Annotated in this window: 21 protein-coding genes; 14 read left to right on the top strand and 7 right to left on the bottom strand. The window is 58.7% G+C overall.

Features of this window, described 5'->3' with window-relative positions:
• Positions 1-147: 147 nt before the first annotated feature.
• Complete coding sequence (locus AC1DA5_RS00430; protein ID WP_058236314.1) at positions 148-1,365, bottom strand: MalY/PatB family protein; 1,218 nt, start codon at positions 1,363-1,365, stop codon at positions 148-150.
• Positions 1,366-1,669: 304 nt separating this feature from the next.
• Between AC1DA5_RS00430 and AC1DA5_RS00425 the strand changes: the two genes are divergently transcribed.
• A complete protein-coding gene (locus AC1DA5_RS00425) occupies positions 1,670-3,232 on the top strand; it encodes an MFS transporter (protein ID WP_092648368.1) in 1,563 nt (520 codons plus the stop codon).
• A 47-nt stretch (positions 3,233-3,279) separates the two neighbouring features.
• A complete protein-coding gene (gltX, locus tag AC1DA5_RS00420; protein WP_092648367.1) occupies positions 3,280-4,794 on the top strand; it encodes a glutamate--tRNA ligase in 1,515 nt (504 codons plus the stop codon).
• A 65-nt stretch (positions 4,795-4,859) separates the two neighbouring features.
• On the opposite strand, the gene ybaK is transcribed toward gltX, so the two are convergent.
• Together ybaK and AC1DA5_RS00410 are read right to left on the bottom strand one after the other, a co-directional pair.
• Positions 4,860-5,363 (bottom strand): Cys-tRNA(Pro) deacylase, encoded by a 504-nt coding sequence (gene ybaK / locus AC1DA5_RS00415; RefSeq protein WP_058236311.1) that lies wholly within the window; start codon positions 5,361-5,363, stop codon positions 4,860-4,862.
• Between the two features lie 2 nt (positions 5,364-5,365).
• Positions 5,366-5,755, bottom strand: coding sequence for a YccF domain-containing protein (locus AC1DA5_RS00410; protein WP_058236310.1), 390 nt, complete (start codon positions 5,753-5,755; stop codon positions 5,366-5,368).
• Between the two features lie 120 nt (positions 5,756-5,875).
• On the opposite strand from AC1DA5_RS00410, the gene AC1DA5_RS00405 reads away from it, so the two are divergent.
• Positions 5,876-6,580 carry a YggS family pyridoxal phosphate-dependent enzyme gene (locus tag AC1DA5_RS00405; protein WP_092648366.1) on the top strand — a complete coding sequence of 235 codons (705 nt, stop codon included), beginning with the start codon at positions 5,876-5,878 and terminating at the stop codon, positions 6,578-6,580.
• Here AC1DA5_RS00405 and AC1DA5_RS00400 read toward each other — a convergent pair.
• The 3 genes from AC1DA5_RS00400 to cimA all read right to left on the bottom strand — a co-directional run bounded on the left by AC1DA5_RS00400 (position 6,577) and on the right by cimA (position 10,439).
• Positions 6,577-7,695, bottom strand: a complete 1,119-nt coding sequence (locus tag AC1DA5_RS00400) for a pyridoxal-phosphate dependent enzyme (RefSeq protein ID WP_092648365.1) — start codon at positions 7,693-7,695, stop codon at positions 6,577-6,579. The genes AC1DA5_RS00405 and AC1DA5_RS00400 overlap by 4 nt on opposite strands.
• Before the next feature lie 9 nt (positions 7,696-7,704).
• Positions 7,705-8,766 (bottom strand): lipoate-protein ligase small subunit, encoded by a 1,062-nt coding sequence (gene lplB, locus AC1DA5_RS00395; protein ID WP_070725093.1) that lies wholly within the window; start codon positions 8,764-8,766, stop codon positions 7,705-7,707.
• 65 nt (positions 8,767-8,831) lie between these two features.
• Positions 8,832-10,439, bottom strand: a complete 1,608-nt coding sequence (gene cimA / locus AC1DA5_RS00390) for a citramalate synthase (RefSeq protein WP_092648364.1) — start codon at positions 10,437-10,439, stop codon at positions 8,832-8,834.
• Positions 10,440-10,574: 135 nt separating this feature from the next.
• Here cimA and AC1DA5_RS00385 point away from each other — a divergent pair, with 135 nt between their 5' ends.
• The 4 genes from AC1DA5_RS00385 (at position 10,575) to AC1DA5_RS00370 (ending at position 12,535) form a co-directional block, all read left to right on the top strand.
• Positions 10,575-10,991 carry a twin-arginine translocase TatA/TatE family subunit gene (locus AC1DA5_RS00385; protein WP_070725091.1) on the top strand — a complete coding sequence of 139 codons (417 nt, stop codon included), beginning with the start codon at positions 10,575-10,577 and terminating at the stop codon, positions 10,989-10,991.
• Complete coding sequence (gene tatA, locus AC1DA5_RS00380) at positions 10,988-11,344, top strand: Sec-independent protein translocase subunit TatA (protein WP_070725089.1); 357 nt, start codon at positions 10,988-10,990, stop codon at positions 11,342-11,344. Before AC1DA5_RS00385 ends, tatA begins: the two co-directional genes overlap by 4 nt.
• Before the next feature lie 15 nt (positions 11,345-11,359).
• The gene (gene tatC, locus AC1DA5_RS00375) at positions 11,360-12,199 is read left to right on the top strand and encodes a twin-arginine translocase subunit TatC (RefSeq protein ID WP_257590393.1); all 840 of its coding nucleotides are present in this window, start codon (positions 11,360-11,362) and stop codon (positions 12,197-12,199) included.
• 75 nt (positions 12,200-12,274) lie between these two features.
• On the top strand, positions 12,275-12,535 hold the full coding sequence (locus tag AC1DA5_RS00370) for a DUF6457 domain-containing protein (RefSeq protein ID WP_058236302.1): 261 nt from the start codon (positions 12,275-12,277) through the stop codon (positions 12,533-12,535).
• Between the two features lie 4 nt (positions 12,536-12,539).
• Here the strand turns inward: AC1DA5_RS00370 and AC1DA5_RS00365 are convergent, their stop codons facing one another.
• Complete coding sequence (locus tag AC1DA5_RS00365) at positions 12,540-13,238, bottom strand: TetR/AcrR family transcriptional regulator (protein ID WP_092648362.1); 699 nt, start codon at positions 13,236-13,238, stop codon at positions 12,540-12,542.
• A 336-nt stretch (positions 13,239-13,574) separates the two neighbouring features.
• On the opposite strand from AC1DA5_RS00365, the gene AC1DA5_RS00360 reads away from it, so the two are divergent.
• From AC1DA5_RS00360 to AC1DA5_RS00330, 7 genes are all read left to right on the top strand, one after another.
• A complete protein-coding gene (locus AC1DA5_RS00360; RefSeq protein ID WP_070725086.1) occupies positions 13,575-16,028 on the top strand; it encodes a DMSO/selenate family reductase complex A subunit in 2,454 nt (817 codons plus the stop codon).
• A gap of 161 nt (positions 16,029-16,189) precedes the next feature.
• Entirely contained in the window at positions 16,190-16,876 is a 687-nt protein-coding gene (locus AC1DA5_RS00355) for a DMSO/selenate family reductase complex B subunit (protein ID WP_092648361.1), read from the top strand.
• A 28-nt stretch (positions 16,877-16,904) separates the two neighbouring features.
• The gene (locus tag AC1DA5_RS00350) at positions 16,905-18,053 is read left to right on the top strand and encodes a dimethyl sulfoxide reductase anchor subunit family protein (protein WP_257590392.1); all 1,149 of its coding nucleotides are present in this window, start codon (positions 16,905-16,907) and stop codon (positions 18,051-18,053) included.
• A 43-nt stretch (positions 18,054-18,096) separates the two neighbouring features.
• Positions 18,097-18,879, top strand: a complete 783-nt coding sequence (locus AC1DA5_RS00345) for a TorD/DmsD family molecular chaperone (protein ID WP_092648360.1) — start codon at positions 18,097-18,099, stop codon at positions 18,877-18,879.
• Entirely contained in the window at positions 18,879-19,571 is a 693-nt protein-coding gene (locus AC1DA5_RS00340) for a TorD/DmsD family molecular chaperone (RefSeq protein ID WP_157886328.1), read from the top strand. The genes AC1DA5_RS00345 and AC1DA5_RS00340 overlap by 1 nt, the downstream gene beginning before the upstream one ends.
• Entirely contained in the window at positions 19,568-20,440 is an 873-nt protein-coding gene (locus tag AC1DA5_RS00335; RefSeq protein ID WP_157886327.1) for a hypothetical protein, read from the top strand. The genes AC1DA5_RS00340 and AC1DA5_RS00335 overlap by 4 nt, the downstream gene beginning before the upstream one ends.
• Before the next feature lie 115 nt (positions 20,441-20,555).
• Positions 20,556-20,930 (top strand): TOBE domain-containing protein, encoded by a 375-nt coding sequence (locus tag AC1DA5_RS00330; RefSeq protein ID WP_058236836.1) that lies wholly within the window; start codon positions 20,556-20,558, stop codon positions 20,928-20,930.
• The last annotated feature ends 34 nt before the right edge of the window (positions 20,931-20,964 follow it).

Below are 20,964 nucleotides of genomic sequence, written 5' to 3'. Positions count from 1 at the left end.
ATCGACCCACAGTGCAACTGCGACTGCCATAATCGCATTTGTTACAACAAGCCAAGACTAAATCAAATTTGCGGTAAGCACAAGAGCTAATTTTGACAGGATTACGTACCGAGTATCTGACGTGCATAAACAGGTATTTGTTAAGGCTTACTCGCGTCGTGTCGGAGGAAGCGAGGATGTGATCGCCTGGATTATTCTGTGCGCATTCGCCTTCGAACACGCCAGATTGACGCGAATCCAGTTCTCGTATCCGGTTCCCAAAGTCGCACCGGCATTGACACCCACCCGAGCATTCTCACGCAGGAAGGCGGCAGGACTATGCACGCCTGACCAGTCATACGCATCCAGCCCCCACCATGTCAGGTATGTCGCTTCAGGACTGACAAAGTCGACCAGAGTGTCTGACAGTGCTTCATGCGCGAGCGTCATATTCGACGCAACCTCCTCACGCACCACGTCCTGCCACGGGTCACCGTCGCGGTAGGCAGCAATTGTTCCGATCGCCCCCAATGAGTTTGTCAGGTGACTAATCTCGCCACAGGAGTCGTCCCATTGTTCAAGCAAAGCGTCATCAGTCACGATGATTTGTGCGCAGGGAAGTCCCGCAATGTTCCATCCCTTCGATGCAGCTGTCGCCGTAATCGTGCGCGCCGCCACCTCATCATTCAGGCGCGCAAATGAGAAGTGACTCGTGGGATCTGTCAGGACCAGCGGACTGTGGATCTCATCGGCAAAAATCATCACATCCGTATCGCGAATCGCTTCCCACAACGCTTCCAGTTCGTCACGCCGAAAGGCACGCCCCGTCGGATTCCACGGATTGCACAAGATCAGCAGTGCACCACCCTGACGGGCTTCTCGGCCGATCGCTTCCACATCGAGTTGCCATTCACCCCCACTGCGCCGGTCTCCCTCGTCACTGAATGGAACACGAACAGCGGGGACTTCAACGATGGGATGCCCAGCGACACCGGGCATCGTCAGGAAGGGCATGTAGGCAGGGGTCGGTACAATGACTCGGCTCCCCTCGGGGATCATCGAGCGCAACACGACATCAAGGGCTGGCAAGACGGACTGGACCGTGCGCACGCATGTTGGATCAAGTGTCCAGCCGAATCGGCGTTGCTGAAAATCGACGAGGGCGTCTCGCACCGCGCCATCCAGCCATGACGGCTGGTATCCGAGCAGGCCGTCATCAATCGCTTTCTTCATCGCCTCGACAACCGGTGGAGCGGTACCAAAATCCATCTCAGCGACCCATGCACCCAGTGTTGGCTCACCGCTGGCAGTGCGAATGCCTGTCCATTTGAGCGATCCAATGGTCCAGTTCTCTTCAGGTGAGCGGTCAGGCAGCACAGGTTTCATGGAACATACTCCTTCATTCATTCAGCACCATGCTAATGCTCTTCACGCACTTCACGCCCGTCACTCGATGCTGTCCCCGTCGTCTGCTTCTGTCCCCCGCCACCGGACTCAGTGTCGCTGCCTGTGCGGGTACTCGCTCAATTGCTTGCGCGCACCTGACATTTGCAGTGAACCGTGTCATATGCATTGTCAGACTGACAACGTTTTGTTCTTCCTCATTGTCACCTTCCTGGACGCGCCTTAAAATGGATGGTCGGCCCTCGTTGATCAGCCGTTCAGATTACTGTGTGTGAAAGAAGGTTAAGTGGCGACTTCACGCTATTTCACGGTACCGGGATCAGATCGACAATACGACCGCAACAGAATGCTCATTGCCATCCTTATACCACTGGTCATGGCACTGCTTCAGGTTTCAGCAGTCAATACGCTGCTCCCCGCTATCCAGGAGACGTTGGGAGCCACCTCGTCAGGCATTCAGTGGGTGCTGGCTGGCTACGCGCTGGTCTACGGCATCATTTTGGTGCCCGCAGGACGTATCGGTGACCTTGTCGGACGCTCCATGATGTTCGTCATCGGGCTGGCGATTTTCAGCGCTGGCTGCCTGGCCTGCGCACTGGCAACTGACACCGTCATGCTGAACGCCATGCGGATTCTTCAGGCGGTGGGAGCGGGAGTATTTTCGCCTCAGGTCAACGGAATGATCCAGCAGTACTTCGATGGACGTGCGCGCGCCAAAGCTTTCGGCCTGATGGGGTTGACCATTTCTGCATCGGTTGCAGCCGGACCGCTAATTTCCGGCGCTACGGTAGCGATCTTTGGCAATGATCCAGGGTGGCGCTACGCGTTCGCGATCAACACTCCAATCGGCCTGCTCGGACTTTTCCTTGCCTTCCGGTGGCTGGCCTTCTCAAAGGAGCGACGCACCATCGGCCCGAATCGCAAGAAAGCACGCGAAGAGTACCGCCGTCAGGAAATTGTCGCGGGGCGTCCTGCTTCGAAGCGACGCGGTCGCACCCTGGATCTCGACCCTGTCGGCATGATCACACTGTGCATAGGCGTATTCCTGATCATGATGCCGTTTACGATGCACGCGTCCTGGCGAATGTGGCTGCTGCCTGCCGCCGTGCTTGTTCTGACTGCATGGGTGTGGTGGGAATACACCTACGAGCGCCGCGGCCACATCCCGATGGTGAACCTCAAACTGTTCAAGATCAGCTCATTCAGTTACTGCACGGCAATCTCCGCACTGCAGTTCCTGGGCTCCACCTCCATCTTCGTGCTCATCGCACTGTTCGTACAGCAGGGACTGGGGCAGACTGCTCTGTTCACCGGCCTGATCGGCCTACCCAACGCCGTGATTTCAGCCTACTTCGCGGTGTTCGCTTCACGCCACGCGATCGAGAAGGGTCGCGTGCTGCAGGTCGTCGCGCTGCTGATCGTCATCGGCTCGGTTCTGGCCACCGTCGCTGTAGCGTACGGTGTGGCCAATCTGGGATGGCACCCGGCATGGCTGACTCTGCCAATCACGCCCGTCGGTATCGGACTGGGCATGATGGGCTCGGTCAACCAGACTCAGTCCATGCTGGAAGTTCCAGCGGCTCACGGAGGTACGGCCGGTGGCATGGTCCAGACCGCCCAGCGCATCACGACTGCCATCGGTAATGCTGTTGTCACTGCCGTCTTCTTCGCCAGCGGAGCTGCTGTGGGACATACGCCCAGCGAATGGTTCCGCGGCTTCGCCTCAGCCCAGGCTCTGGTCGTTGGATTCATTTTGTTGGCAGTGATCGTCGCAGTGGTCTACATGATACGAGGGCGTCGCTCCATACCTGGCACATCGCAGGCACAAAGGACGATCCGCAACCGGTGACCTGGTGTTTTCCTGGGCACCGTTTCAACGGTAGAATAGGCAGCACTATGACTGTCACGAATGCAACTGGACGCGATATTCGCCTCCGTTTTTGTCCTTCACCAACTGGCACTCCGCACGTCGGAATGGTACGCACCTGCCTGTTCAACTGGGCGTATGCGCGTCACACCGGCGGAACGTTCGTCTTCCGCATTGAAGATACGGACGCGCAGCGTGACTCCGAAGAGTCCTACCAGCAGATCCTCGACTCCCTGGAATGGTTGGGACTGGACTGGGATGAAGGTATCGGTAAGGGCGGGCCGCACGCGCCCTATCGTCAGTCAGAGCGTATGGACATCTACCGTGACGTCGCACAGAAACTGCTGGAAGGCGGATACGCGTACGAGTCGTTTTCAACGCCCGAGGAAGTTGAGGAACGTCACCGTGCCGCTGGCCGAGATCCGAAGCTCGGCTACGACGGTTTCGACCGTGATCTGAGCGAGGAGCAGAAAGAGGTGTTCCGTGCTGAAGGCCGCAAACCTGTTCTGCGTATGCGCATGCCGGATGAGGACATCACGTTCACGGATCTGGTGCGCGGCGATATCACCTTCAAGGCGGGTTCGGTTCCTGACTATGTCATCGTTCGTGCCAACGGTCATCCGTTATACACGCTGGTCAACCCTGTCGACGATGCGCTGATGGAGATCACACACGTCCTGCGCGGTGAGGATCTGCTCTCGTCAACTCCTCGCCAGATCGTGCTCTACCGTGCACTTGAGGAGCTGGGGATCGCCTCATTCACGCCGCGTTTTGGCCACCTGCCTTATGTGATGGGTGAAGGGAACAAGAAGCTGTCCAAGCGTGACCCGAAGTCGAATCTGCTGCTGCACCGCGAAAACGGCATGATTCGTGAAGGCTTGCTGAATTACCTGGCATTGCTGGGCTGGTCGATCAGCCCGGATAATGACATTTTCTCCGCTGAGGAAATGATTGAGGCGTTCGACATCGAAGATGTCAACCCGAATCCGGCGCGCTTCGATCAGAAGAAGTGCACCGCCATCAACGCCGAGCACATCCGCATGCTCGACATCGACGATTTCACCCGCCGCATCGTGCCGTTCCTTCATCGCGATGGCGTAGTCAGTGCGGACACTTTCGATGCACTCACCGATGAGGAACAACGCCGCCTGGTTCCTGCTGCCCCGCTCATCCAGACACGCATTCAGGTGCTCTCTGAAGCGTCCGGCATGCTCGGGTTCCTGTTTGTGGCTGACAAAGATCTTCAGATCGATGAAAAGTCGCAGGGCAAACTCAAAGATGATGCGGCAGATGTCCTCAGCCGTGCCATCAAGGAGTGCGAAAAGGTTACTGAGGCTGACTTTGGGACGGAAAAGCTGGAAGAAAAGCTCCGCTCGGCCCTCGTCGATGAAATGGGAATTAAGCCGCGCCTGGCGTTCACACCCATGAGGGTGGCTGTGACCGGCAAGCAGGTGTCTCCCCCGTTGTTTGAGTCGATGGAAATCCTTGGTAAGGAATCCTCGCTCAAGCGTCTGCGTCACCTGCGTGACGTACTTGCCCAGTAGGTCAGGGCTCCGGAGCTCAGGGATTGAGCATCTTAGCGGCGCGGGGCAACGGGAATCGCGCCCGCCTAGTCGAGCGCGATGAGCGGAGCGAATTCGCCTTTTGTCAGTTCTGCCAGATCAGTGGCGGCAACCAGTACGGAAAATCCGCGTTTGCCGCCGCTGACCGCGATCGCATCGTAGGCGAGCGCTGACTCGTCGATGAAGGCGCGGTGCCGGGTGGTCTGTCCCAGCGGGGAGATTCCACCGACCACATACCCGGTTCGGCGCTGCGCGACAGCAGGATCTGCCATCTTTGCCGAGCGAGCGCCCGCTGCACGCGCAATGAGTTTGAGTGACAGGTGGTGGTCTACTGGAATCGCCGCCACGACGAACTCACCGTCGGAAGTTTCCACCATGAGGGTCTTGAAGACCTGCTGTGCCGGCAGATCAAGCTGGTCGGCGGCTTCTCCTCCATATGAGGCTGCCGACGCGTGGTGCTCATAGTGCAGGGGCGTGAAGTTGACTCCTGCCTGCGTCAGCTCCTCGACAGCTCGCGTCGGGCCGGTGCCGTGATGCTTTTTCTTCGCCATCGTCAGATGATGCTCGCGTCAGGCGAATCGACGACCTCTTTGCCGAAGGGGAAGCATGTCACGGGGATGAGTTTGAGGTTGGCAATTGCCAGCGGGATCCCGATGATGGTGACGAACTGTGCGATTGCGGTGGTGATGTGTCCGATGGTGAGCCATAGTCCTGCCACGAGGAACCACACGACGTTCATGAATGTTGAGCCTGCGCCGGCGTCCGGCCGCTTGACGACCTCGCGGCCAAATGGCCAGATCACGTAGGACGCCATACGGAAACATGCCACGCCGGCTGGGATCGTGATGATAAAGATGCACGCGATGATGCCGAAGAAGATGTATTCGAGGAAGAGCCAGAAACCGGCCAACAGGAACCAGATGATATTCAAGAGTGTGCGCACTGTGATCTCCTAGAGTTAAACCCGCTCATTTTACCTTATCTGCTTCCTTTATTGTCCCACGGCGTTCTTCTCCAACAGAACCGGCTACATAGCGAGGACAAAGTGCGTAGTATCGACCAAGTGAGCATCAACGACAACATTGCCCGAGTCCGCGACAGAATCGACCGTGCCTGCGAAGCTGCAGGCCGATCCGATACTGCGACACTCGAGCTTGCTGTCAAGACCCAGGACGCACAAACCTGCCAGGCTGCGGCTCGTGCTTTGTACGAGGCAGGCCTGCCTGTCCTCCTCGGACACAATCGCGTTCAGGAAGCCCGCGCTACCGCGGAGGCGATCCGCACTGTTCCGGGCGCCAGCATTCATCTGATTGGCTCATTGCAGACCAATAAGATTAACCAGGCGCTGGCCTGCACCGACTTGATCGAAACGGTTGATTCGCAGCGTCTGGTCGATCACCTCGATAAACGTGCCAACGGGCTGCGCCCCGTGTTTATCCAGGTCAACGTGTCTGGTGAAGACTCCAAGAGCGGGTGCCGACCTGATGATGTTCCAGCATTGCTGGATGCGATCGAATTGTCCAGCGCGCTCACGCTCGAAGGATTCATGACGGTTGGACTGAATTCGGATCACGAATCTGACGTGCGTCGCTCATACTGCTTGCTGCGCGACATTCGTGACGCTGCCTCCTGGCACCTGGGTGTACCTGAACCTGATCTGCAATTGTCGATGGGGATGTCACGCGATCTGGAGTGGGCAATTGCAGAAGGTGCCACGATCGTTCGGATCGGAACCGACGTGTTCGGCCCGCGCCCTCGTCGCGACTAGCCTGCTGCCGGATCGTGGTCTTTCACACCGGAACCACATAGCGGAATGATGCATGAAGCCGGACCTCGACCACTCGAGACATACTGACGGTATGCCGCATAGTTGGCGGCTGACGTGATTTCACAGTAAATTCCGCGGTGCGCAAGGTCGCTGTGTGCACGCACAATGTCCTGCTCATGTACGGCAAGAAATTCAATCGAGCAGGCGCGCGCATATCTCATGATTTGCTCAACCCGTGCAGGCCTTGCAATTGCGATTCCATCGGCAAGCGTCGCTGTGGCATGGAAATCGCTGAGATTCTCACCTGCCGCCATACGGCGCAGCGGATCACAGCGCTCACTTTGCACCGCCACAATATGCGGAAAATGATCGATGCATCCTGATGTCATCAAATGTTCAAGCGCCTTAACCGCGCCGATCAGTAGCGTGCCGTTGCCAACCGGAATGAGCAGGACCTCAGGGAGCCTCCCGCCACACTGCTCAAAGATCTCGTACACATAGGTCTTCGTGCCTTCATAGAAAAAGGGGCTGAAAACATGCGACGCATAGAACGCATCATCGCGCTCCCGAACGTAGGTTCGCGCGACATCTGCGCAATGATCGCGCGAGCCTTTCACAATGTGCACCATCGCGCCAAAGGATTCAATCATCGCGATTTTCTTGTCGGATGCCGCTTCCGGCACGAAAATCTCGCACTCTATCCCCGCTCGTGCAGCGTAGGCTGCGATCGCGCATCCGGCATTTCCGCTTGAATCCTGCACCACGCGCGTGATTCCAACCGAAGCGCACCACGTGATCAGCGCGGCCGCCCCTCGATCCTTGAATGACAGGGTCGGCATGGCGTATTCCAGTTTGCCGAGGACACCCTCGTCAATGGAGACGAGGCCGGTCATCCCCTCCCCCATGCTGACGCGCTGCCATGTGGAATCATCTGACCCAACTCCGATCATCGACGCACGATACCGGAACTGTGACCACTGCGAGGAATCCACGGTGTCGAGCGCGAACGGTTCCAGATCGCCGTGCAGATCCCACAGTCCGCCGCATCGACATTTTATCGAGGTCGCGGGCGTCGCCTCCGCGGTGCTGCCGCACCGCACACACTGGTAGTACATAGTGACAGTTTACGGAAGACGGTACGTCCACTCGTGGGTCGCGAACTTGGTACGGCACCGGTTCTCAGCGATCTCAATATCATGCTGCGTGATTTCGCCGTCCGTCGCGTGGTACTTGTCGCGGAAATGCCCCAGGAACACATCGATGATGTCTTCGCGCGCCATACCGGTCTGCGAGCGCATGGGGTCGACTCTTTTGACCGCTGAACGCGTCCCCTTATCGTGGATCTTTTCTTTGCCGATGCGGATCACTTCCAGCATCTTGGCTGCATCAATGTCATACGACATCGTCACGTGGTGCACCATGTAGCCGTTCGCGAATCGTTTCTGCGCTGCACCGCCGATCTTGCCTTCCTCGGACGCAATGTCATTGAGCGGTACGTACCGCGCTTTCACGCCGACCTTTTCGAGGGCTTCCATCACCCATTGGTCAAGGAATTCGTATGACTGGGCGAACGAGAGTCCGTCGACCAGGGCGGTGGGAACCACAAGCGAGTACGTCACACAGTTGCCGGCTTCCATAAACATTGCGCCGCCCCCGGTGATGCGGCGGCACACTGTAATGCCGTATTTGTCGATACCGTCCTGCCACAGTTCGTTGGCATAGGACTGGAATGATCCGATCACAACAGCCGGATCGTCCCATTCCCAGATGCGCATGAACGGTTTGCGGCGCCCTTCGGCGACATCCTGAGCAAGCGTTTCGTCCATCGCGACGTTGACCATTGGAGGCACCACCGGCCCGTGGATGACGTCGAAGTCAATGTCATCCCAGCTCAGTGCTTTACCCAGTGCACGCCGCAACGCGATGCCAACGCCTTCAGGAGTGATGCCCAGCAGGTTGTCGCTGGGCTGCAGGGCTTCAGAAACACGCTGAGCGGCCTGTGCCGCGCTCATGTCGGCTGGGGCGCTTTCCAGGGCATCGCGCATACGCGTCAGTGCGCTGTCTGGTTCCAGGAAGAAGTCTCCTGACAGTTGCACATCGCGCAGTATGGCGTCCGAATCCGTCTGGTCGACTTCCACGTCGAGGACGACGAGTTTGCCTCCAGGAACTTTGTATTCTCCATGCATGTCTCTATTGTCGCTGTTCGGAGCGATCCACGCTCGGCAACCGCAACGCGAAACCGGTCATTTACTCAGCGGGGCAGAAGTCCCCAGCGGTATCCGTCGAAGAGTGCTTCCCATGACGCCTCGATAATGTCGGTGCCGATTCCAACTGTGGACCATTCGCGCTCCCCGTCACTCATGGTGATCAGGACGCGGATCGTTGAGGCCGTCCCGGCGTGATGCTGGTCGAGGATATGCACCTTGAAGTCACTCAGTTCAATCACCGCGGCTTCCGGTTTGTACTGTGTGAGTACGGCGCGCAGCGCACGATCAAGGGCGTTGACCGGACCATTTCCTTCGCTGGTGTGGATGTAGCGCGCGTGGGTGCGGATCGTGACGGTAGCGCGTGTGCTCGAGAGTGGCTGTCCCTCAGCAGGTCGCTGACCCGTCGACACATCCCACGATTCAACGTCCACGAATGGGGGCAGCATTCCAACCTCGTTGCGCAGCAGCAACTCGAAGGAGGCGTCTGCGCCGTCGTACATATAGCCGTCCGCTTCGCGCTCTTTCACAATGCGAGCCAGTCGTGTGGCAAGGTCAGGACTGGTGAGGTCAATGCCCAGTTCCTGCGCTTTCAGTTCGATCGATGCACGTCCCGCCATCTCCGATACCAGCATTCTCATGCCGTTGCCTACCTGCTCGGGATCGATGTGCTGATACAGGTCAGGATCGACCCGAATAGCTGATGCGTGCAGTCCAGCCTTATGCGCGAAGGCGGAAGCCCCCACGTATGGAGTACGCGAGAACGGCGCAATGTTGACGATGTGTCCGATGCTGCGTGCCGTTGAGGTCAGGTGCGTCAGCGCGTGGCCACCAAGCAGGTCAAACCCCATCTTGAGCTGCAGGTTTGCGAGACAAGCCAGCAGGTCGGCATTCCCGGTTCGCTCTCCGTAACCATTGATGGTCCCCTGGATCTGTCGCGCGCCTGCCCCGACAGCTGCCATCGTGTTGGCCACTGCGCAGCCGGTGTCGTTGTGGGCATGTATTCCCAGCACCACATCTTCATGTCCGTCATTGACGAGGGCGTCCCGAGCCTGTTCAATCATCTGCGCAATAGTGGCAGGCAGATTTCCGCCGTTCGTGTCGCAGGGAATGACGGCTGCCGCGCCGGCACGTGCCGCCTCGATCATGACCTGAATCGGGTATCGCTCGCGTGAGTCCCACGCCAGGCCATCAAAGAAGTGCTCCAGGTCGACCATAACGGTGATGGGACGCCCCACCGCGTCGGGTGACGACAGGTAGGAAACGGTGTCGCGCACCATGCGCAGATTCTCCTCTAGCGTTGTGCGCAAAGCACTGGTGACATGTCTGGGATCGGATTTGGCAACGACAGTGATGACGCTGGCGCCGCTGTCAACGAGCCCCGCAATCTGAGGGTCTTTGCTGGCCTTCATTCCGGCTTTCGTCGTTGCTCCGAACGCGACGAGGGAGGAATGTGACAGGTCAAGGCGCGCTGCCTGCCTGAAGAACTCGGTGTCTTTCGGGATCGCTCCGGGCCATCCGCATTCAATGAAGTCGATCCCCAAGCGATCCATAATTCGCACGCATTCGATCTTGTCAGCAACTGACAGGCTGATGCCTTCCTGCTGGGCACCGTCACGCAACGTGGTGTCATATGTGAATACGTGCTCTTTCATGGATACAGTGTGTCAGTTCCGTGGCCCGTGACCTAATTCATGACGAGCATCGACCACAATGCGGGCTGTCTTGAGGCGCTGAAAAATGGCCTAACCGTCTACACTGAACGGATAGAAGCTGAAGGGGGGTGTGCCATGTTCGGGATCAACGGAGCTGAATTCGTCATTCTTTTACTACTGGCGGCGTTGCTGCTGGGACCCCGATCGGTGGCACAGGCTCTGCATGGTTTGAAAAAGGCTCTGACAATGTTTCGGCAGTGGTCGGCCCGGCTTCGAACCGACGCGTTAAGCGAATCATCTGCCTTGACGCCTCAGGATCTGAAGAATCTGCAGATGTTACGCGAATTTGACCTGTCGCAGTACTCCCCCAAACAGATGGTTCGAGAAGCTGTCCAAGACGAAATCAACGAGTGGATGAAGCAGGCAGGCCTGTCAGCCACCTCACTCAAGGACGCCGCGCAGTCCGTGCCGGATGGGACGCCCTCGACCAATGACACGAAACTTTCAATACAGCAATTGGATGCAGATAATCCCACTGGAGGTACGCCATGAGGCCCAGCCACATCGTCATCATTATCGTCGTTCTCATTATTTTGTTTGGCGCCTCGAAGCTTCCCGATATTGCGCGCTCGATCGGGCAGTCAGCCAAGGTTCTCAAGAAAGAGATGCGCGAGCTGTCTGACGACGATGGCTCCACGCCGGTTGCGCAGCCCCAGTCCCAGGCTCCGCAACCGCAGGTTCCGGTTCAGCAGCCCCCGGCCGAGCAGCCGCAGGCTCCCATGCCGCAGCACGGCACATCTGCGCAGGCTCCCATGCCACAGTACCCGCAGCAATCTCAGCAACCGCAAACCGGCCAGCAGCCAGACAACGGCACGCCTGAGAGCCCAGCGCCCTCCCAGAACTAGCTCCGAGCTGCGGGCATGAAGAAGTCCAATCCCGCAGGCCGGATGCCCATCAGCGCCCATCTGCGTGAACTGCGCAAACGCCTTGTGATGGTGCTGGTGGGAATCGTCCTGGGAGCCATCGCAGGATGGTACCTGTATGACCCCGTCATGGCGTTCATGACAGAGCCGCTGCGCGCTCTCGACTCGGCGACCACCCAGATTAACTTCCACACGATCGGCGCTGCGTTCGATCTGAAACTGCAGGTTGCGATCTGGATCGGCACGATCATCACGTGCCCGTGGTGGATCTTCCAGATCGGCGCTTTCATCGCTCCCGGCCTGCGCAGACGCGAAAAACTCTATATCACCGTCTTCGGCCTGGTCGGCGTCGTACTGTTTTGTGCGGGCGCTGCAACCGGCGTGTGGGTGGCGCCCAAAGCCGTCCATATCCTGCAGTCCTTCATACCCGACGGCGGCGTTTCCCTGCTGCAGGCCTCCAGCTACGTCAGCTTCTACATGCGCCTGGTCATCATTTTCGGCCTGTCGTATCTGTTCCCGGAGGTCCTGGTTCTGCTCAACTTCCTCGGCCTGCTGCCGGTTCGCGCAATGCTGCGCGCATGGCGATGGGTCACCATGATCTGTTTTGTGTTCGCCGCAATCGCCAATCCACTCCCCAGCCCGTGGCCGATGACAATCCAAGCGTTGGTGCTGATCGCGCTGTATCTGCTTGCCGTCCTGGTGTGCTGGATTCGCGAGCGCTACATCAAATATGGCCGCAGGCTCCGCCCTCGTCCATCCGCCCAGTCCTCCAACGACATTGGCGAGGGCGTCTCACTCCCACGCAGACGGCGGATTCCACGCAAACGCGTAGACTGACCGTAGGTCACACATGGCGCACTGAGCAATTGAATCGGTGCCGACTGATCGGCATCCGCTACCGGAGGAGATGACATGGCAGACGCTGCAAAAAGCCCTGAAATGGCGGCCTGGTTGAAGGACGTCGCTGAGTCCCTCAAAATTGAAGACAACCCGCTTCCTGGTGCTCAGGAGGCTTTGCTGGATATGACCAGCAGTGTTGCACACGGGCCGAGCCGTCCAGGTGCTCCGCTGACGAATTTCCTGGTCGGATACGCTGCCGGAAAACTCGGCGTGGATGCAGCTGAGGCTGCGCGCGCGGTTGCCGAGCAGGCCGACACCTGGCAGATGAAGTAAGGTCTCAGGTTTCGTCCTCAGCTTTCGACGCCGTTTCGTCGATGAATCCGCGACGCGGCATGGGCGCTTTCCCGCTTTCCGAGAAATGCACCAGCTGCCACGGCGGTGCAAGCGTCAGATACGTGGCGACCACTTCCTGAGCGTTCGCCGTCATTCCTGTGCGCAGCCACGCCGTAATCATCGCCATCATGTTGTGAAGCTGCTGGGAAACAGCCATTTCGATCCACAGTTGCGACGCGTTCCATTCCAGGCGTTGCGCAAAATCGGTCACATACTGGCTGAAAACTTCTTCCAGACGCTGCGCGAACAGTGAGCGCACAACCGAAGGCGCGTTGGTGGCGAAAATCTTGTGATAGATCTCGGGCTGTTGGCTGATTGTGCTCATCATCCGCACATACACGTCAGTCAGGCGTTGGCGCGGATCCTGTGTCACCGACGACAGCAAAGTGGCGAGGTCGGCGAAATCAGGCTGGAGCTGGTCAATCAGATAATTCGCCAGCAGGTCAGCTGGTGTGGGCGCATGCTTGTAGAAGGTTTGCCGCGCGACGCCGGCGCGTGCTGTCAGCTCTGAAACCGTAATCTTGTCCGCAGGAGTGGTGCGAGCCAGCTCGACGACTGCGTGAACTAGAGCAGCGCGGGTGCGCTGATAGCGAGGGTCTTCTTCAGGACTGCGCTGTTTTGAAGCACGACCAGTAGCGCTCACGCATCCTCCTTGGCACCTCGGTCCTGATTGCGCATCAGGCGCTTTTAAGTGACCATACACAATTCCCGACAACATGGGTTGATGCGCTCAGCAGGAGCGGCAAGGCGATCAAGTAGTCCGTGGTCCGCCATGTCGGTAATGGCGTCAACGGGGACCACTTCGTCGGGGGTTACACACGCCGAAAAACACCTAGGAAACGCCCCGCCATTTATGCAACACAGATGCCATCATATTCATCACTTCGAATGGCGTCTTATCAGGCATTTCGCAGTCTTCAGGCATAATTGGATTATTCGTTATTTGACAGGTGTCAGCTAGTGAGACAAAGGGGTTGCAGTGAAAGCAGTCAAGACCGCGTCGGGACCGTCCCGACGTTCGTTCCTGCAGTGGTCGGCAATCGCTGGGGCCAGCGTCGGTCTAGTGGGATGTTCAAACTCCAACGTGCAGTACTCCCACACAGACGATTCAGGCACACTCGTCCCCAACGGCACGGGACGCCTGGATGTCGACAAGACAGTTTCGTCGGCATGCATCGTCAACTGCGGTTCGCGCTGCCCACTACGCCTCCAGGTCAAGGACGGCACGGTCGTTCGCGTCCTGCCGGACAACACCGGCGACGAGACACTGATGAACCGCAATATCCTGGCATGTGTGCGCGGCCGCAACATGCGTGAGCGTATCTACAACCCCGACCGTATCAAGACACCGCTGCTGCGCGTGGGAGCCAAGCGCTCCGACGGCGAGTTCAAAGCCATCAGCTGGGACGAAGCCATCGACCTGATCGTTGAGAAACTGCGCTACACCTATGACACCTACGGCCCCGAAGCGATCTACAAGAACTATGGATCAGGAGTGTGGAACGCCCTCGTCGCTTATTCGGGAGGCTGGCACCGCCTGTTCAATCTGCTTGGCGGCCACCTGAACTACTACGGAAACTACTCCTACCTGCAGATTTCTCAGTGCACAAGGTACGTGTACGGTTCACCCGATGAGCAGATCTCCAACTCGATCGAAGATTGCATCGACAATTCCAAACTCATCGTGTTCTGGGGCAACAATCCTCTGGAAACACGAATGTCAGGCGGCGGCATCGCCTACACGGCAACGCGTGCGAAGAAAGCTGGCGTGAAGATCATCGTGGTTGATCCGCGCTACTCCGATACAGCCTCCCTGATTGCGGATCAGTGGATCCCGATCCGTCCCGGAACCGACGCCGCCCTCGTCGCTGCAATGGTGCACGTCATGCTGTCCGAAAACCTGCACGACCAGGCTTTCCTCGACAAGTACTGCATCGGGTTCGACGAACAGCACATGCCCGAGGGCGCCCCGAAGAACGCCTCCTACCGTTCGTATGTGGAAGGCAAAGGCGAAGACGGGATTGAAAAGACTCCGGAGTGGGCCGCACAGATTACGGGGATCCCGGCCGACACCATCCGCAAGTTTGCACGTGAGGTGGCCACTTCCACGCCCGTCAACATCAACCAGGGGTGGGGTCCGCAACGCCACGCCAATGGTGAAAACCAGGCGAACTCGATTTATCTGCTGGCCTGTGTGACCGGCAACGTCGGTATTCCCGGCGGCGGTACCGGCGGGCGTGACGGTTATTACTGGCCACTGTCCCAGTGGCTTGACGACGGGACGAACCCGGTGGAAACGTCGATCAGCTGCTACAAGTGGACCGACGCGATTGACCACGGACCGGAGATGACGGCTCTCAAAGATGGTGTGCACGGCAAGGACAAGCTCGATGTCGGCATCAAGTTCATGGTGGTGTACGGCTCCAACATGCTCTCCTCGCAGCACGGCGATATCAATCGCACGCGGGAAATCCTTGACGATGACACCAAGTGCGAGTTCATCGTCGGGATGGATAACCAGATGACAGCGTCGATGAAACTGTGCGACCTGGTGCTGCCTGATACCACCACTGCTGAACGATGGGATCTGGTTCCCAGCGAATACACCGGTGAGCTCGCCTACGAAATTATGGTCGAACAGGCTATCGACCCGCTGTATGAAGCTCGCAGCTCGATCGAGGTGACCACGGAGATCGCCGAACGTATGGGTATTGGTGAAGAGTTCGCGCACGGCAAGAAAACCACGGAAGACTGGGCGCGCGACGTTCACGAGATGACACGCAAGGATCAGCCGCAGTTCCCGACCTTCGACGAACTGCGCGACATGCGCGTCTACCGCTATAACCCCGACGAACATGTGGTGCCCCTCAAGGAGTTCCGCGAAGATCCGGAGGCCAATCCGCTGGAGACGCCGTCGGGCAAGATCGAACTGTATTCCAGCCAGCTGGCCGAGATGGCCAAGACGTGGGAGTTCCCCGATCCACTACCCGGTGACCGACTGACTCCGATCCCCGAATACGTCCCCACTCGTGAGGGCGTCGAGGAGGCGCGCACCAACAAGAAGTATCCGCTGCAGGTCATTGGACACCACTACAAGTCACGTACGCACTCGACGTACGGCAACCTGTCGAAGAACCGCGAGGCTCACCCGCAAAAGGCATGGATCAATATTCAGGATGCCCGCAAACGAGGGATCGCAAACGGCGACCAGATCCGCATCTTCAACGATCGCGGCACAATCCAGACGCAGGCGTTCGTTTCAGCGCGCATCGCACCAGGCGTTGTCTCTGTTCCGCAGGGCGCATGGGTTGAATGGGACGAGAACGGTGTGGATCACGGCGGTGCAGTCAACGTTCTGACATCTCAGCACCCCACTCCCCTGTCGAAGGGCAACGGTCAGCACACGAATCTTGCACAAGTGGAGAAGGTGTGAGGCACATGGACGTGACGCTGCCATTCGCGAAGCCGGCTTCGACAACGCCCGTGAGGCTGCCCGTATAAGCGGCGGCTCCGCACAAGCCCCACGACCTACCAACCACAGATTTTCACAGACTTGACCGTTCAGTACTGAACAGATCACCACGAGGAGGACCGATGGATCAGGACGCGATCCCACAGCCAGGCAGGCACGACACGGTTGATCAGCCGTTGACGCAAAAGGACGCCGGTTACGGATTCTTTTTCGATCAGAACATGTGCAATGGGTGCAAAGCCTGCCAGATCGCATGCAAGGACAAACATGACCTGCCTGTCGGCATGAACTGGCGCCGCGTGATCGAATACACCGGTGGCACGTGGAGCACCAACGAGCAGGAAGGCACGTTCACGCCCAACGTATTCAGCTACTACACCTCCATCTCGTGCAACCACTGCGAGAACCCGATCTGTATGCGCGTATGCCCCACCACTGCGATGAGCCGACGCGACGACGGCACCGTCTACGTTGATCAGAGCAAGTGCGTGGGATGCCGATACTGCCAATGGGCATGCCCCTACGGCGCGCCGCAGCTCGATTCACGCACCGGTCACATGTCCAAGTGCGACCTGTGCTATGACTACCGCGAGCAGGGTCAGAACCCGGCATGTGTCGACGCCTGCCCGACCCGCGCGCTCGGATGGGGACCGATCGAAGCTCTGCGCAAGGAGTTCGGGTCCGAATCAGGTATCGCACCCCTGCCGGATCCGTCGATCACGAAACCGCACCTGGTCATCAAACCGCACCGTGATGCCCAAAAGTGGGATGAAGGCACCGGTATGATCCAGAATCCTGAAGAGATCTAGACCCGTTACATCGGCACGAAGGAGCATCATGCACATCGGCGAACTCCCCATGATCATATTTACTGTCGTGGCTCAAATGTCGGTCGGAGCATTCTGGATTCTCGGCCTCATTCAGTTGATCGGACGGCGCTCAGGCATGAGTAACACCACGATTGACCGCATCACGAATGCCGGCATGTATGCGGCCGGCCCGCTGTTGCTTTTCGGTTTCTTCGCGGCGTTCTTCCACCTCAATGATCCCTTCCATGCGCCCTTCACACTGCTCCATATCGGATCCTCGTGGCTCTCGCGCGAACTCATCTCCGGGGTTCTGTACGCCGGTCTCGGCGCCTGTTTCGCGATCGCTCAATGGTTCAACATCCTCAGCCGCACTGCCCGCGACACCCTCGCAGGACTGACCGCACTTGCCGGTCTGGCTCTGATCATCTCTATGACGGGTGTCTACTACTTCACCGAAACGGTTCCCGCCTGGCACAACATCTTCACGTGGGTTTCCTTCTTCTCCTCAGCGTTCTTTACCGGCTCCCTCGCTGTTGCGCTAGCCTTGTTCATCGCATGGAGTATGCAGTCCGGCAACGCCGCCCCCGCACGCAAGCAAGTCCGCGAGCCAGCTCGTGCAGGTGCTTACGCCGGCACTTCGTCCGTCCTCATTGACGAAGGCGACTCACCCATCACCGACGCTTCACCGAATTCTTCAGCCACGCAGCCAGCGCCACAGGCTCGCGCCGGCAAGAAGACAGGCCTGGTGACCAAGGTGCTGGATATCGTCAAACGTGGCGTGTTCCCTGACGGCCAGCTCTCCGATGAAACCGTGACACTTGCGCAGCGTTCCATGCGCCTGTCCACCGCGATCGCAGCCATTGCCGGGATCGTCCTGATGGTCGCCTACCCCTTCTACATGACGTCTCTGGGATTAGGCAGCGAAGTGGAACGCACCGTCGCTCACCACATTGCCTCACACGGATACCTCGCAATGCGCCTGGTGTCACTGGCCGTTGTGGTCGTGCTGATTGTGCTGGTTGTGCGCAAACAACTGGAAAAGGCAACCAGCCCGTCCAAGCCGCTGGTGTGGCTGCTTGCCGGAGCTTTCGTCCTGGCCGTTCTGACCGAGCTACTCGGCCGCGGTCTGCACTACGAAGGGCTCGTCCGAGTCGGAATCAACACCGTCTTCGGATAACATGACGTATCCGACACGCTGATTCATCCACGATAAGACACTGATGCTTGATACTGATTCACTCGACGCTTTCAGCGCCGCCTTTTCCGTACTTGGCGCTCTGCACCGCGTGCCGGCGCGCGACACGACGGCACGCAGCATTCAAGGCATGCTCAGCGACTGGCCGCTACCTGCCAGCGGCGCTTCAGCAACGGGTATTGACCTGCTGCGTACCAGCTGTAACGAAGATGAGTATTCGCGTTGGTCGGATCAGGATGCGCTCTACGGCATCTCCGCGCGTGCACAGATCCCACCCTACGAGTCTGTTCACCGCGGCACTGACGGCCTGATCTTTGGCGTGGAGACTTTGCAGGTGCGTCAGTATTACGCGGCTCTGGGCTATGAGGCGCCACGACTGGGCAAAGAACCCGATGACCACATCGGTCTTGAGCTCGACTTCATATCAAAAGCGCTGCTGGTCGTACTCGATCACCTTGAACAGGGCGACAGTGATCAGGCAGAAGACGCCCTCGTCCTTGCCGCATCTTTTACGTACACGCACCTGCTACAGTGGGCGCCTCAGATGCTGGAAAGTGCGGTCGAGCTTGCCCGGACACGTTGGGTACGCGGCCTGATCGAGCTGACCGGTGGCACGCTCGAGCAGTGGAAACAGGCTCTTGAAGATGACGGTCATCCTCTCGAACGCTATGTGCCGGATGAGACTGCCCTGCACGAGGGCGACCTGACTGCATGCCAGGACGCACAGCGAAGCGGTGGCCCGGTGCCGGTGAAGATTCAGCCGGCACCGTCGCACTCCGCCTCACACAGTTGGCTGAGCGACCTGTGATGACCGCTTTCGATCCGTTGAGCGCGCCTGACGCATCCGATGTGATCAGCCGGGGCACACGAGTGGGCACAGTCGCCTCTGTTTTGTCGATGCTCTTCGCATCCACACCCGAGACAGGCGTTCTGCATAACGTTGCGAACCCCGAGATGCTGCGGTTGTGGCCGCTGCGAGATGACGACTCACTGGAAGCGGCGCGACAACTTGCCGCTGCCGATGAGAATGCCCGCCAGATTCGCGATGAGTATCTGCTGGTTCTGGGCTTTGGCGGCCCTATCCCGATGACGGAACGCGCTGCGGGGCTGGCGCAGCGTAATGCGTGCGCAGACCTCGACGCTTTATATGCCCGCCACGAATTCCCGACCGTCATGTTGCGCGATGTGCCTCTTGATCACGTGGGCGTGGAGATCGCCTTCGCCGGGCACCTGGCGACTGCTCTTGCCCTGGCGTGGCGCACGCGCGAAGCCGCCGCATGCGCGCAGCAGGCTCACAGTCTCGGCGATTTTCTCGATCACCACCTGGGCCCACTTGCAGCGCGTGTCATTCACGGGATCCGCACACAGTGCGCAACTGCGACGTATCGTGCGGCGGCTCTTCTGCTCACTGGGATGCTCAAGGAAAGCGTGGCGCTCGCCGATTTTGCCGTGCACGCGGATCCAGGCCAGGCGACTTCCAGCGAAACCGACATCTCATGAGCGCGATGCAGGCGGTGCTGCGGTGGCTCGGCGCCTTCGATCCGGCGCACCGCCTGGTGCTGGTGTGTGACCAGGAGGCGGTTCCCCCGATCAGCTCTGGAGATGCGGCCCTGGTGTGGGATAGCTGCCTACACACCGTGACCGCTTCTGATACAGCACAGCTGCTGGTCCAAGGTGCCGAGGCTGTTCACTTCGTCCCCTGTTCGGAGCACCCATCGCAGTGCCAGGATACTTTGAAGCATTTGCGCAACATTTTCGGTGACCTGCTCGGCGCCTATAAGACTCCCCGACGCGCAGCCCATCGTCCACGTGTCACTTGGATGGCACACGTGCAGATGCCCCGACGTGCCCTGCTTCCTGTGCCCTCGGATTCGGCGCTGACAATCTCAGCAAGCAACGAGTGGAGAAGCTTCGAAGCTTTCCATGAGTTGGCTGACCAGCGCGCCATCGTCCGGCCCGCGGTATTCGCCGATACCGACCGGGTGCACATGCTGCGCTGTTCGACGTGTTCGGCTCAGGTCGTTCACTGTCAGGTCAACCAGTCCGCAGGCATCGATGCCTCTCAGGCGTTCCACGATTTTTCGGCGCTGTGTCCGGCATGCCAGGTCGCTGTCCATTACTGTCCCGCGCACACCACTCAGGACGAGCAGGGCGCGGCGCTTCTCGCACCTTTCGAAGCTGACGAACAGCGACGCGAGCAGACTGACCTGACGCCATGCACAAAATGCCACAACTTGCATCCCGCGTCGGAGGGCGCTCTGTGCGCGCTGTGCACATTCCGCATGGCGCACCCCTTTGATGCCGCGATTCCTCGCGACGTGTGGGGAACCTTCCCTGAGGACGTGCGCACGCAGTTGCGCGGCATCTGAGCCGCATGGTCGTCTAGCCTGTAGAGTCCCGCAATGCGGGGGTTTGCCGTACCACTTCCGCAAATGCGGCATTAGTGACGAGATAGTTCCGCTATTACCCGATAGGATGATGAAGATGAATTATCGTATCTCGGAAGTGTCAGAGCTGTTGGGAGTCTCTGACGACACGATCCGTCGATGGATTGACGATGGACGCATCGAATCAGCCGAAGGCTCGTCACCCCGTGAGATCACGGGCGAGTCGTTGGCGCGTTATTTGATGTCCACTAACAACCTGTCAGGTAGCCACACGGCGTCGAGCCGTAACCTACTCAAAGGCCTGGTTCTGGAAGTCGAATCAGACAAAGTCATGAGCCAGGTCGTCATGCAGTGTGGCCCCTTTCGAGTCGTGTCACTGATTTCAACCGAGGCAGTACGAGACCTCGATTTGAAACCTGGCGTCATCGCGCGTGCGCAGATCAAAGCAACGAACGTCGCGATCGTCAAGTAACTCGCTCGCGGCCATGCCGCAATGAAAGGATGAA

The organism is Pauljensenia sp. C0254C2 (genome assembly GCF_056583835.1).
The sequence above is the reverse complement of the archived record's forward strand: the minus strand, read 5'-3'. Positions and strand labels throughout refer to the sequence as shown.

Bases quoted from the DNA above. Each gene is read 5' to 3' on its own strand.
- AC1DA5_RS00350 (WP_257590392.1), top strand. From the start codon at position 16,905: ATGCACATCGGCGAACTCCCCATGATCATATTTACTGTCGTGGCTCAA.
- AC1DA5_RS00370 (WP_058236302.1), top strand. From the start codon at position 12,275: ATGGCAGACGCTGCAAAAAGCCCTGAAATGGCGGCCTGGTTGAAGGAC.
- AC1DA5_RS00400 (WP_092648365.1), bottom strand. From the start codon at position 7,695: ATGTACTACCAGTGTGTGCGGTGCGGCAGCACCGCGGAGGCGACGCCC.
- cimA (WP_092648364.1), bottom strand. From the start codon at position 10,439: ATGAAAGAGCACGTATTCACATATGACACCACGTTGCGTGACGGTGCC.
- tatA (WP_070725089.1), top strand. From the start codon at position 10,988: ATGAGGCCCAGCCACATCGTCATCATTATCGTCGTTCTCATTATTTTG.
- AC1DA5_RS00355 (WP_092648361.1), top strand. From the start codon at position 16,190: ATGGATCAGGACGCGATCCCACAGCCAGGCAGGCACGACACGGTTGAT.
- lplB (WP_070725093.1), bottom strand. From the start codon at position 8,766: ATGCATGGAGAATACAAAGTTCCTGGAGGCAAACTCGTCGTCCTCGAC.
- AC1DA5_RS00430 (WP_058236314.1), bottom strand. From the start codon at position 1,365: ATGAAACCTGTGCTGCCTGACCGCTCACCTGAAGAGAACTGGACCATT.
- ybaK (WP_058236311.1), bottom strand. From the start codon at position 5,363: ATGGCGAAGAAAAAGCATCACGGCACCGGCCCGACGCGAGCTGTCGAG.
- AC1DA5_RS00340 (WP_157886328.1), top strand. From the start codon at position 18,879: ATGACCGCTTTCGATCCGTTGAGCGCGCCTGACGCATCCGATGTGATC.
- AC1DA5_RS00335 (WP_157886327.1), top strand. From the start codon at position 19,568: ATGAGCGCGATGCAGGCGGTGCTGCGGTGGCTCGGCGCCTTCGATCCG.
- gltX (WP_092648367.1), top strand. From the start codon at position 3,280: ATGACTGTCACGAATGCAACTGGACGCGATATTCGCCTCCGTTTTTGT.
- AC1DA5_RS00330 (WP_058236836.1), top strand. From the start codon at position 20,556: ATGAATTATCGTATCTCGGAAGTGTCAGAGCTGTTGGGAGTCTCTGAC.
- tatC (WP_257590393.1), top strand. From the start codon at position 11,360: ATGAAGAAGTCCAATCCCGCAGGCCGGATGCCCATCAGCGCCCATCTG.
- AC1DA5_RS00385 (WP_070725091.1), top strand. From the start codon at position 10,575: ATGTTCGGGATCAACGGAGCTGAATTCGTCATTCTTTTACTACTGGCG.
- AC1DA5_RS00345 (WP_092648360.1), top strand. From the start codon at position 18,097: ATGCTTGATACTGATTCACTCGACGCTTTCAGCGCCGCCTTTTCCGTA.